This window comes from Streptomyces sp. NPDC032745 (assembly GCF_055579465.1).
In genome coordinates this window covers 456,224-468,259 of the sequence record NZ_JBVING010000006.1, presented here as the reverse complement: position 1 = coordinate 468,259, position 12,036 = coordinate 456,224, and the positions used below count along the sequence as shown (strand labels likewise).

Genomic DNA, 12,036 nt, shown 5'->3' with positions numbered 1-12,036 from the left:
GTGCCCGCCGTACGGGCGAGGGCCCGCGCGTAGGCTGGGGCGGGTGAACGCCACTGACCGCACCCCTGCCGACCTGCTGCGATCCGCGCTCGCCGCCGATCCGGGCCGCCCCCTCGTCACCTTCTACGACGACGCCACGGGCGAGCGCGTCGAATTGTCCGTCGCCACCTTCGCCAATTGGGTGGCCAAGACCGCCAATCTGCTCCAGGGTGACCTGGGCGCCGAACCCGGTGACCGGCTCGCGCTGCTGCTCCCCGCGCACTGGCAGAGCGCCGTGTGGCTGCTCGCCTGCGCCTCGGTCGGGGTGGTCGCCGAGGTGGGCGGGGATCCGGCCGACGCCGATCTCGTGGTGAGCGGGCCCGACACCCTGGAGGAGGCCGCGGCCTGCTCCGGCGAGCGGGTCGCGCTCGCGCTGCGGCCGCTGGGCGGGCGGTTCCCGCAGCCGCCCGCGGGGTTCGCGGACTACGCGGTGGAGGTACCGGGGCAGGGCGACCGGTTCGCCCCGTTCGTCCCCGTGGACGCGAACGGCCCGGGGCTGGTGGTCGGCGGCGAGGAGCTCTCGTACGCACGGATCGTCGAGCGCGCCCGCGAGGACGCGGCGAAGCTCGGCCTCGGCGCGGGTTCGCGGCTGCTGTCCGGGCTCGGCTACGACAGCTGGGACGGGCTGTCGGCGGGGCTGTTCGCCGCGCTGGCGGCGGGCGGATCCGTGGTGCTGTGCCGGAACCTGGACCGGCTGCCGGCGGACGGACTGGCGCAGCGGATCGAGAGCGAGCGCGTCACCCGCACCGCCGCCTGACCGGGTCCCGTCGCGGGGCGGCGCCGTCACCCACTCCGCCCAACCGCAGGGCCGGGCCATCTGTCACCCGCATGGCCCTAGACAGGGGCCTGCCCCCGGGCCGCCCCGACGGGCCGGGGGCACGATCGGCACAGGCCGTGCATCCACCCGTACGGCCCGCACGTGTCACCGACGCAGCCGGTGCGGCGAGGGGACGGAACGCGAGTGACGGACAGCGCAGGCATACCGGGCGGCACCCGGGCCGGCGGAGGCTCCTCGAAGCCTCCGCGCGGCCGCCGGCGCCGTCTGCTGCGCTGGATCGGCCTCGGGGTGGCCCTGCTGGTCCTGGCCGGGGCGGCCACCGGCTGGTGGCTCTACCGCAAGCTCGACGCGAACATCACCGAGGACACGTCCGCGGCGGCCGAGCTCGAGCGCTACGAGCGGGAGCGCCCCACGCACCTGGTGGGCGGCGCGCAGAACATCCTGCTGATCGGCTCGGACTCGCGCTCCGGCGAGGAGAACGCCCGGTACGGGCAGGACCGGGGCACCGAGCGCTCGGACACGGCGATCCTGCTGCACCTGCCCGCGGACCGCAGGAGCGCGACGGCGGTCTCGATACCCCGGGACCTGATGACGCAGATCCCCGCCTGCCTGACGGAGGGCGGGAGCCGGACCGCCGAGCGTCTCGCGCAGTTCAACTGGGCGTTCCAGTGGGGCGGGGCCGCCTGCACGATCCGTACGGTGGAGAAGCTCACCGGAATCCGGATCGACCACCACATGGTGGTGGATTTCGGCGGCTTCAAGAAGATGGTCGACGCGGTCGGCGGGGTGGAGATCTGCCTCAAGCAGCCGATGAACGACCCCGAGGCGAAGCTGAAGCTCCCGGCCGGCCGGCAGACCCTGCACGGGGAGAAGGCCCTCGGCTTCGTCCGCGCCCGCTACAGCCTGGGCGACGGCAGCGACACCGAACGGATGGAGCGCCAGCAGCAGTTCCTCGGCTCGCTGGTCAAGAAGGTGCAGAGCAACGGGGTCCTGCTGAACCCGGGCCGGCTGTACCCGCTGCTGGACGCGGCGACCTCCTCGGTGACCACGGACCCGGGGCTGGCCTCGTTGCGCGACCTGTACGAACTGGTTCGGGGCATCCGGGACATACCGGCCGAGCAGGTCAAGTTCCTTACGGTGCCCCGCCGCCCGTACGCCGCCGACCGGAACCGGGACGAGCTGGTGCAGCCGGACGCGGGCCAACTCTTCGAGCAGCTGCGGACGGACAGGCCGCTGACGGTGACCCCGCCGACGGCCGAAACCGAACAGCGCCGGGAGGGCGCCCGCGCCGGCGAATCCGAGGCCTCCGCACCCCCGTCGGGAACCGGCTCCGCCCCGGCCCCCGTCCCCACCTTCACGGGAACCACGGCGGGCACGGCCGATTGCCGGTAAAGCAATCCCAAAAGGCGGTGCCCGAACAGAAGGGGTTGGGGGGTTTGGCCCGTTATAAGGGGAGTGGAATTTGTCACCACCATGGTTTGCAGTTGACCTGGACGGATAAGGTGAGCGATCCGGTGCCCCGGCCAGCAAAGAGGCCGTGCACCAGCAGCCGGATCGTTGACCGGGCGTCTTGGGGGAGGCGCGTCGCGAGGCACCGACGGAGGATTCGAGCAACCGTGGATGCGCAAAGCCGTGGGCGGGCGGACGAGATCGACCCCGCAGACCAGTGGGTGCTCAATCCCCGCACAGGCAACTACGAACTGCGACTGGACCGCTCCGCTGCGCAGCAGCAGCCCTCGGTCGCATCCCCCCGCAGACCGTCCTCAGCCCGCTCCAAAGCGCCTGCAGCCCCCAAGGCCCCGTCCCCGGCGGTGCCCGGACCGCGGCGCGGCGAGGGTCCGCCCGGGCGGCGCGGCGGACGTCCGCGCAAGGGCGGAGGCGGCGGCCGGCGCAAGAGGATCCTGGTCGTCACCGGCGGCACCCTGGCCTTCCTGCTGGTCGGCGGTTCGGTGGGCGCGTACCTCTACTACGACCACCTGAACAACAACCTCAAGGTCACCGACGTCGGCGACGCGGGCACGGGCGGGTTCAAGAAGGACCAGCCCATCAACATCCTGGTCATCGGCACCGACAAGCGCAGCGGCGCCGGCAACGAGGGCTACGGGGACGCGGACAGCGTCGGCCACGCCGACACCACGATCCTGTTCCACGTGGCCAAGGACCGCAGCAACGCCACCGCGCTGTCCATCCCGCGCGACCTGATCACGAACATCCCGGCCTGCCCGACGAAGCAGCCCGACGGTACGACGAAGACCATCCCCGGCGAGAAGGGGACGCGGTTCAACATCAGCCTCGGGCAGGAGGGCCGCGACCCGGGCTGCACGATGCGCACGGTCAAGGAGATCACCGGGGTCACGGTCGACCACTTCATGATGGTCGACTTCAACGCGGTGAAGGTGCTGAGCACGGCGGTCGGCGGCGTTCCGGTCTGCCTCGCGAAGCCCGTGGACGACAAGGACTCCAAGCTGAAGCTGGACGCCGGCGAGCACCGGCTGCAGGGCGAGCAGGCCCTGGCCTTCGTACGGACCCGGCACTCGTTCGGCAACCACGGCGACCTCGACCGGATCAAGACCCAGCAGCAGTTCCTGGGTTCGATGATGCGCGAGATGAAGTCGAAGGAGACGCTGACCAGCCCGAAGAAGTTCTTCTCCCTCGCGGAGGCGGCCACCAAGTCGCTGAACGTGGACTCGGGCATAGGGTCCATCGACAAACTCACCAATCTCGCCGGTGAGTTGAAGAGCATGGACCTGAAGAACATCACCTTCACCACGCTCCCGGTGCTCGACAACCCGGCCGAGCCCGAGGGCCAGAAGGCGACCGTCGTCGTCGATCACCGGGTGGCCGATCCGCTGCTGAAGATGATCCAGGGGGACGTCTCCCTGACGGAGGTCGAGCAGAAGGAGCAGGCGGCGAAGGACGCGGCCGACGCGGAGGCGAAGGGCAAGGCGGACGCCCTGCTCCAGGGCAACCGCGCGCCCGCCGGCGACGTACGGGTGGACATCTACAACGGCGGCGGCCCCGGGGGCTCCGCCTCCACCACCCTGACCTGGCTGCAGAACAGCAAGGGCGTGAACAAGGCCAGCAACCGCGGCAATGCGCCCGCGAAGGTCGACGCGACCCAGCTGGAGTACGCGCCCAACCAGGCCGACCAGGCCCGGGCGCTGGCCGACATGATGGGCCTGCCGGGCACGGCACTGAAGATGGGCTCGGCGGACGCCGCGTCCAAGACCCCGATGAAGCTGACGCTCGGCGCGGACTACAAGGGGGCGGGGGTCTCGCTGACGGCGCCGCAGAAGGCGCCGGAGGACATCCAGCGGGTCGAGGCCGACAAGGCGGTCTGCGCCAAGTAGGGCGAGCAGGGCAAGAAGGCCGGACAGCCCGGACCGGCTGTCCGGTCGAGGCCGGCCTGTGCCGGTGGACCGGCACACCACGACACGAAGTGATCTTGAGGGGGACGTGTGAGGCACAGCAGCGTGCGAGGGGAGGGGGCGCCCGCCCAGCCCGGCGGTGGCATATCCGGCGGCGGATCCGGCGCGTCCGGCGCGGTCCCTCCACCACGGGGCGGGTCCGGAGCGGGCTCGGGCACCGGGCCCGGCGCCGGACCCGGCGGCGGCGGCCACCAGCGGCGGGGCCGTCGGCGCGTGCTGCGCTGGGTGTCCTCCGTGCTGTCGTTCCTCATACTCGCGACGGCGGCGGGCGGCTACCTCTACTACCGCCACCTCAACGGCAGCATCAAGACGGACGTCCTGAACCTCGGCGAGACCAAGCTGGGCGGCTCCAAGCCCAACGCCTTCGGGCAGACCCCGCTGAACATCCTCCTCATCGGCTCCGACGCCCGTGACGACGCGGCCAACCAGGCCCTCGGCGGGGCCAGGGACACCTTCGACGGCCCGCCCCTCGCGGACGTGCAGATGCTGCTGCACCTGTCGGCGGACCGCAGCAACATGTCGGTCGTGTCGATGCCGCGCGACACGATGCTGATGATGCCGAAGTGCACCGAGCCGGGCGGCAAGGTCCACCAGGCCAGCAGGGGTCTCGTCCAGACCAACGAGTCCCTGAGCCGGGGCGGGCCGGGCTGCACGGTCGCCGCCTGGCAGGAGCTCACGCGCATCCCGATCGACCACTTCATGATGATCGACTTCAAGGGCGTGGTGACGATGGCGGACGCCATCGGCGGCGTCCCGGTCTGCGTCCAGCAGAACGTGGAGTCGCGCACCAAGGACGGCAAGGGCTCCGGACTGAAGCTCCCCGCCGGGACGAACACCATCCAGGGCGAGCAGGCCCTGCAGTGGCTGCGTACCCGCTACGGCTTCGAGGACGGCACCGACCTCGGCCGCACCCACGCCCAGCACATGTACATGAACTCGATGGCCCGCGAGTTCCGCAAGAACGCCAAGCTCAGCAACCCCGTGAAGCTCAACAGCCTGGCGCAGGCGGCCATCAAGGCCATGGTCGTGGACCCCGGCCTCAACAAGATCGACAAGCTGTACGACCTCAGCATGGAGCTCAAGAAGGTCCCCACCGGGCGGATCACCATGACCACCATGCCGTGGGTGTACAGCACCCGCGAGGAGGGCCGGGTCGAGCCCAAGCCGGGCGAGGCCGAGGACGTGTTCCGGATGGTCCGCGAGGACATCGCGCTCGACGGCAAGGGGTCCGGCAACCCGGCCGCCACCCCGTCGGGGCCGGCCGCCTCCGGCTCCCCCGCGGCCCCGTCCCAGCCGGCCGCCGACCCGGCCGCTCCCCCGGCGAAGATCCCGGTCAGCGTGCGCAACGCGACCGGCGGCAAGGACGGCGCCCAGACCCGGGTCAAGGGCCGGGCCGACGACGTGGCCGCCATCCTGATCGGCAAGGGCTTCACCAAGGCCGCAGCCACCACGCAGACGGCGGGCGAGGACACCACCGTGGTCCGCTTCTCCAGCCCGGACCAGGCGGGGGACGCGGCGGCCGTGGCCACCGCGCTCGGCCTGCCGGCGAGCTCCGTGGAGAAGTCGGACGACGTCACCGGGATCGTCCTGTTCGTCGGCAAGGACTGGCGGACCGGCAACGCGCCGACCCCGCCGCCGCCGGCCCCGACCAAGGCCCCGGACTCGGCCCGCCCGTTCAACGGCGACGACGACAAGGAGTGCATGGCGATCCAGCCGGGCTTCACCTGGTAGGACCTGCACGTGAAAGGGCCCGGGGTGCTGTCGGCCGACAGCACCCCGGGCCCTTTCACGTCATCCGTACGCGGCTGTCGCCGGCCTGCTCAGACCTCGCTGGCGAGGTCGCGGCGCACCGCCGGGCGGCGGCTCGCGATCACCTTGGCCGCGAGCGAGCGCGGGCTGGTCAGGAAGCCGAAGCCCCAGGACATGTGCATGGTGGCCATGGCCACCGGGATCTGCGCCCGCGCCTTCAGGGACAGGCCCTTGCCCGCCGGGATCGAGCCGACGGTGATCGCCGCGAGGTAGCCGGCCGGGACCACGAAGCCCCACGGGCTGACGACCGCACCGGCCAGCACGCCGGCCACGATCGCGCACAGGGCGGTCGGCGAGGCGAGGTAGCGCAGGTTGATCGAGCCCGAGTGGTAGCGGGCCACCACGTGCCGCCAGCGGCCGTAGTCCTTGTACTGCTTGGCGAGCGCCCGTACGGACGGCCGCGGGCGGTACTGGACCTTCAGCTCGGGCGAGAACCAGATGAGCCCGCCGGCCTCGCGGATGCGGAAGTTCAGCTCCCAGTCCTGGGCGCGGATGAACTCCTCGTTGTATCCGCCGGCCAGCTCCAGCGCCTCGCGGCGGAAGACACCCAGGTAGACGGTGTCGGCCGGACCGGCCTTGCCCCCGGTGTGAAAGGCCGCGTTGCCGACGCCGATCTTCGAGGTCATCGCGGCGGCGACGGCGTCCTCCCACGCGTTCTCGCCCTCGGCGTGCATGATGCCGCCGACGTTCTGCGCACCGGTCTCCTCCAGGAGGCGGACCGCGGTGGCGATGTAGTTCGGCGAGAGCATGCCGTGGCCGTCGACGCGTACCACGATGGGATGGCGCGAGGCCTTGATGGCGGCGTTGAGGGCGGCCGGGGTGCGGCCGGAGGGGTTCGGAACGGTGACGACGCGGGGGTCCTCGCGTACGAGCTCGGCGGCGATCTCGTCGGTGCGGTCCTTGGACGGCCCCAGCGCGATCACCACCTCCATCTCACCGGCGTACTCCTGTCCGAGGATGTGGCGGACGGAGTCACGCAGGTGGCGCTCCTCGTTGAGCACCGGCATGATCACCGAGACTGCGGGCTGCTGGGCGGGCATGTGGTCCTTCAAGGTCGGGTATCGGTGTCACGTTACCGCGTACGGGGGAAACGGGTGCGCGCCGCATGATCGGTAGGGACAGAGGCTGATCGTATTGACCTACTGTTCTGACGATCTGCCCGCTGTGTCTGGTTCGTTCCTGCCGGCCCCTGCTGCCCCCGCGGAGGTGTCCCCCGTGCCCCAGCCACACCGCCCCACCCGACCCGCCCGGCCCCCGCAGCCGCAGCGCGCGCGGCGCGGCGGTGGTCCGGCCCGGCGCCGGGCCGACCGGCCACGGTGGGGGGTACGGCTGGCAGCCGGACTGGCCGTGGCTGTGCTGGGCTCCGGGGCGATCGGGCACGCGGTGATGACCGGCCTGGACACCGGGATCGAGCGGGTGGACCCCTTCAAGGACATGAAGAACCGGCCGCAGGCCGGACACGGCCTGAACTTCCTGCTGGTCGGCACCGACGGCCGGGACAAGATCACCCCGCGGGACAAGCGCGAGTACCGCCTCGGCGGCGCCCCCTGCCACTGCACCGACACCGTGATGCTGGTGCACCTCTCCGCGAACCGGGAACGGGCCAGCGTCGTCAGCCTGCCCCGCGACAGCTACGCCGAGCTGCCCGCGCACCGGGACGAGTCGAGCGGGAAGCAGCACGGACCGCACGCCGTGAAACTCAACGCGGCGTACGCGGAGGGCGGGCCGCAGCTCACCGTGCGGACCGTCGAGAACATGACCCGCGTGAAGATCGACCACTACCTGGAGGTCGACTTCACCAGCTTCATGAAGACCGTCGACGCGATGGGCGGCGTGGAGATCTGCACCGCCAAGGCCTTGCACGACCGCAACACCGGCCTGGACCTGCTGCCCGGCACCCACCGGCTCGGCGGCGGACAGGCCCTGCAGTACGTGCGCTCGCGCCATGTGGACGGCGCTGCCGACCTCGGCCGCATGCAGCGCCAGCAGCGGTTCGTCGCCGCCCTCGTCAAGCAGGCGACCGGCGGCGGGGTGCTGCTGAACCCGGTGAAGTTCAAGGAGGTCAGCTCCACGCTGCTGGGCTCGGTCCGGGCCGACCGGGGCTTCGGATCGGAGCAGATGCTGGCCCTGGGCCAGGCCCTGCGCGATTTCACGCCGGCCTCCTCGGAGTTCGCCTCGGTGCCGATCGGAAACCCCTCCTACCCCGTCAACGGCATCGGCTCGACGGTGAAGTGGGACGGGCCGAAGGCCGCGAAGCTCTTCGAGGCGCTGCGCCAGGACCGGCCGCTGGCCCCCGCCGCCCCGGGGCCGGCACCGGGCCCGGGGCAGGGACAGGGTTCGGGGCAGGGACGGGGTTCGGGGCAGCCCGGGCGCCGGCCGCAGCAGCAGCCGGCGGTGCCGGTGGACGTGCCGCCGCAGCAGATCCGGGTGCAGGTGGAGAACGGGACCCGGATCGACGGGCTGGGCGGGCGGGTGGACACGGCGCTGCGCGCCACCGGCTTCGACACCACCCGGGCCCCGGGCAACGGCGCGAGCCGCGACGTCAAGCGCACGGTGATCGCGTACGACCCGCGCTGGGACCGCTCGGCCCGTACGGTCTCGACCGCGCTGCCCGGCAGCGAGCTGCGGGCGGTGGCCGGCCAGGGCCGGACGGTCCTGGTGATCGCCGGATCGGACTACCGGAAGGTGGTGCCGGTCCGGCCGGAGGACCCGTCCCAGGGCCGGTTCGGGGTGGTCACGGGTGACCAGGTGGTCTGCGGCGGGTAGGCGGACCGCCGGGGGCTCAGTCGTGGTCGAAGCCCTGGGCCGCGCGCTCCTCGCGCAGCGCCATGATCGCCCGGCGGCGCGCGAGCCGGTGCGTGCGGCGGATCTGGGCCTCCTGGTTGCGGCGCCGGTCCTGGTCGGTCTCGGGGAGCACCGGCGGGACCGTACGGGGCTTGCCCTCGGCGTCCACGGCGGTGAACACGAGGTAGGCGCTGCCGACCTGGGTGGCGGGGGTCGACTCGTTCCACCGCTCGGCCAGGACCCGTACGCCGATCTCCATGGAGGAGCGGCCGGTCCAGTTGCACTGGGCCTTCACGTGGACCAGGTCGCCCACGCGGACCGGCGCGAGGAAGGCCATCTCGTCCATGGACGCGGTGACGGCGGGCCCGCCCGAGTGGCGCCCGGCGACGGCGCCGGCCGCGTCGTCCACCAGCTTCATGATCACGCCACCGTGCACCGTGCCGAGGAGGTTGGTGTCGTTGGCCGTCATGATGTGGCTGAGGGTGGTCCGCGAGGCCGAGATCGGCTTGCCCTGCAGGTCGCCGGCCGTCTCGCCCGATATCTCTGTCATACGGCCACCTTAAAGCCGACGCGCAGGCATCAGGTGTGCAACAGCACCGGAACGAAGCTTCGCCCGGACTGTCGGGCACCCCGTCCGGCCAGGCATCCTAGGCGGCATGAGTGAGTGGCCCCAGGGGCGCAACGACAGCGGTGACGACCGGTACGGACACGGCAGCGCACAGGCGCAGCCGGAGGGTGCCCGGCGGATGCCGCACGTCCAGCGCCGGCAGCAGCGGCCGGTGCCGCCGCAGCAGCAGCCGCAGCGACCGGCGCAGCCGCCGGCCCGGCCCGGCCAGCCGCCCGCGTACGGGGTACCTCCGCAGCAGGCCCCGGGGCACGACACGTACGGCGGCTTCGACAGCGGTTACAACACCGGCCAGGTCTACGGGCGCCCGCAGACCGGCCCGGTGGGTCCGGGTGGCCCGGGTGCTCCGGGCGGGCCCGGTGGCCCGGGGGGTCCCGGCCGGCCGGACCGCCCGGCCGGACCGGCCCCGGACTGGCGCAAGCGGATCAAGATCGGCTCCATCGTGCTGGTCACGGCGCTGCTGGCGACCACCATCGGCACCTACTTCTGGGCCGACTCCAAAGTGCGCCGCGAGGTCGACCTCTCCAAGGTCATCGAGCGCCCGAAGGAAGGCGACTGCACGACGTACCTGATCGTGGGCTCCGACAGCCGCGAGGGCCTGTCCGACGAGGACAAGAAGAAGCTCCACACCGGTTCGGCCGACGGCAAGCGCACCGACTCGATGATGATCCTGGCGGCCTGTTCCAGCGGGAACACCATGATCTCGCTGCCGCGCGACTCCGACGTGGAGATCCCGTCCTTCGTCGGCTCCGAGTCCGGCAAGAAGTACGCGGGCACGGGCAAGCACACCAAGCTCAACGCGGCCTACGCGGACGACGGCCCCGAACTGCTGGTGCGCACCGTGGAGTACAACACGGGGCTGCGCATCGACCACTACGCGGAGATCGGCTTCGCCGGCTTCGCGAACATCGTGGACGCGCTCGGCGGTGTCGACATGAACATCGAGAAGGGCTTCAAGGACGAGAAGTCGGGCGCCGACTTCAAGGCCGGCGAGCAGACCCTCAACGGCAGCCAGGCGCTGGCCTTCGTCCGGACCCGGTACGCGTTCGCCGAGTCGGACCTGGCGCGTACGAAGAACCAGCAGAAGTTCCTGGCGACGCTGGCCAACCAGGCGGCCACGCCGGGCACGATCCTCAACCCGTTCAAGCTGTACCCGGTGCTGGGCGCGGGCCTGGACACGCTGATCGTGGACAAGGACATGTCCCTGTGGGACATGGCCGACATGTTCTTCGCGATGAAGGGCATCAGCGGCGGCGAGGGCGTGTCGATGAACATGCCGATCGCGGGCGAGCGCGGCGGCAACCTGCTCTGGGACAAGGCGAAGGTGCAGCAGCTCGTCAAGCAGATCCAGAAGGACGAGAAGGTCACCGTCACGGCCAACTAGGGGGCCGAACATGACGATGCCGCCGGCCCCTCGGCCGGCGGCATCGTCGTACGTCGTTACCGGTCGGAGGAGAAGCGGACCGCGGCGGAGGGCAGTTCGGCCCCGCACCACACCCGCGCGCCCGCGCGCAGTTCGTTGTCCGAGCCGACGACGGCCCCGTCCCCGAGGACCGCGCCGTCCAGTACGGTGCGCGTTCCCACCGAGGCGCCGACGCCGATCAGGCTGGCGCGGACCTGGGTGTCCGGGCCGATGACCGCGCCGTCGAGCACGATGGAGCCCTCGACGACCGCGCCCGCCGCGATACGGGCCCCGGCGCCCACGACGGTGCCCCCGGAGAGCTTGGCTCCGGCCGCCACCTCGGCGCCCGGGAGCACCAGGGACTCGCCGCGCGGGCCCGGGACGGCCGGGGAGGGGACGACTCCGCGTACGAGGTCGGCGGAGGCCTGGACGAAGGACTCGGGCTTGCCGAGGTCCAGCCAGTACGTGTTCTCGGTGACCCCGTGGAGCCTGGCCCCGGAGGCGAGCAGGCCGGGGAAGGTCTCGCGTTCGACGGAGACGGGGCGCCCGGCCGGGATGGAGTCGATCACGCTGCGGCGGAAGACGTAGCAGCCGGCGTTGATCTGGTCCGTGATGATCTCCTCGGGGGTCTGCGGCTTCTCCGTGAAGGCCAGCACCCGCCCCTCGGGGTCGGTGGGGACCAGGCCGAAGGCCCGCGGGTCGTCCACCCGCACCAGGTGCAGGGAGACGTCGGCGGCGGCAGCCCGGTGGGAGTCGACGAGCCCGGCGATGTCGAGGCCCGTGAGGATGTCGCCGTTGAAGACGAGGACGGAGGAGTCCGGTCCGCCGGTCAGCCGCTGCGCGGCGTTGCGGATGGCTCCGCCGGTGCCGAGCGGCTCGTCCTCGACGACGTACTCGAGCGAGACGCCGAAGGCGGAGCCGTCACCGAAGTACGGCTCGAAGACCTCGGCGAGGTAGCAGGTGGCCATCACGATGTGCGTGACACCTGCGGCGGCGGCCCTGGCTATCTGGTGGGCGAGGAACGGAACCCCGGCCGCGCGCACCATGGGCTTGGGGGTGTTGACCGTGACGGGGCGCAGACGCGTCCCCTGCCCCCCGACCAGCAGGATGGCTTCCAAAATTGTTTCTCCCCACCCGGTTCGGGAGTCCGAAGGTCTCCAAAGTTAGCCCA

The 12,036-nt window shown here is 71.8% G+C and carries 9 protein-coding genes; 6 read left to right on the top strand and 3 right to left on the bottom strand.

Features of this window, described 5'->3' with window-relative positions; genetic code table 11:
* Window positions 1-43 precede the first annotated feature (43 nt).
* From ACZ5WG_RS19145 to ACZ5WG_RS19130, 4 genes are all read left to right on the top strand, one after another.
* Window positions 44-796: a TIGR03089 family protein gene (locus tag ACZ5WG_RS19145; protein WP_468724505.1), complete on the top strand. Its 753-nt coding sequence runs from the start codon at window positions 44-46 to the stop codon at window positions 794-796.
* A gap of 204 nt (window positions 797-1,000) precedes the next feature.
* Window positions 1,001-2,209: an LCP family protein gene (locus ACZ5WG_RS19140; RefSeq protein WP_468724504.1), complete on the top strand. Its 1,209-nt coding sequence runs from the start codon at window positions 1,001-1,003 to the stop codon at window positions 2,207-2,209.
* A 224-nt stretch (window positions 2,210-2,433) separates the two neighbouring features.
* Window positions 2,434-4,167: an LCP family protein gene (locus ACZ5WG_RS19135; protein ID WP_468724503.1), complete on the top strand. Its 1,734-nt coding sequence runs from the start codon at window positions 2,434-2,436 to the stop codon at window positions 4,165-4,167.
* A gap of 108 nt (window positions 4,168-4,275) precedes the next feature.
* Window positions 4,276-5,976 carry an LCP family protein gene (locus ACZ5WG_RS19130; protein WP_468724502.1) on the top strand — a complete coding sequence of 567 codons (1,701 nt, stop codon included), beginning with the start codon at window positions 4,276-4,278 and terminating at the stop codon, window positions 5,974-5,976.
* 89 nt (window positions 5,977-6,065) lie between these two features.
* On the opposite strand, the gene ACZ5WG_RS19125 is transcribed toward ACZ5WG_RS19130, so the two are convergent.
* Window positions 6,066-7,094: a glycosyltransferase family 2 protein gene (locus ACZ5WG_RS19125; RefSeq protein WP_468724500.1), complete on the bottom strand. Its 1,029-nt coding sequence runs from the start codon at window positions 7,092-7,094 to the stop codon at window positions 6,066-6,068.
* 175 nt (window positions 7,095-7,269) lie between these two features.
* Here ACZ5WG_RS19125 and ACZ5WG_RS19120 point away from each other — a divergent pair, with 175 nt between their 5' ends.
* Window positions 7,270-8,820, top strand: coding sequence for an LCP family protein (locus ACZ5WG_RS19120; RefSeq protein ID WP_468724499.1), 1,551 nt, complete (start codon window positions 7,270-7,272; stop codon window positions 8,818-8,820).
* Between the two features lie 16 nt (window positions 8,821-8,836).
* Here ACZ5WG_RS19120 and ACZ5WG_RS19115 read toward each other — a convergent pair whose 3' ends face one another.
* The gene (locus tag ACZ5WG_RS19115) at window positions 8,837-9,388 is read right to left on the bottom strand and encodes an acyl-CoA thioesterase (RefSeq protein WP_468724497.1); all 552 of its coding nucleotides are present in this window, start codon (window positions 9,386-9,388) and stop codon (window positions 8,837-8,839) included.
* Window positions 9,389-9,494: 106 nt separating this feature from the next.
* Here ACZ5WG_RS19115 and ACZ5WG_RS19110 point away from each other — a divergent pair, with 106 nt between their 5' ends.
* Window positions 9,495-10,847: an LCP family protein gene (locus ACZ5WG_RS19110; RefSeq protein ID WP_468724496.1), complete on the top strand. Its 1,353-nt coding sequence runs from the start codon at window positions 9,495-9,497 to the stop codon at window positions 10,845-10,847.
* 56 nt (window positions 10,848-10,903) lie between these two features.
* On the opposite strand, the gene manB is transcribed toward ACZ5WG_RS19110, so the two are convergent.
* Window positions 10,904-11,986, bottom strand: coding sequence for a mannose-1-phosphate guanylyltransferase (gene manB / locus ACZ5WG_RS19105; protein WP_468724564.1), 1,083 nt, complete (start codon window positions 11,984-11,986; stop codon window positions 10,904-10,906).
* Between the last annotated feature and the right edge of the window lie 50 nt (window positions 11,987-12,036).

Bases quoted from the DNA above. Each gene is read 5' to 3' on its own strand.
- ACZ5WG_RS19115 (WP_468724497.1), bottom strand. From the start codon at position 9,388: ATGACAGAGATATCGGGCGAGACGGCCGGCGACCTGCAGGGCAAGCCG.
- ACZ5WG_RS19110 (WP_468724496.1), top strand. From the start codon at position 9,495: ATGAGTGAGTGGCCCCAGGGGCGCAACGACAGCGGTGACGACCGGTAC.
- ACZ5WG_RS19125 (WP_468724500.1), bottom strand. From the start codon at position 7,094: ATGCCCGCCCAGCAGCCCGCAGTCTCGGTGATCATGCCGGTGCTCAAC.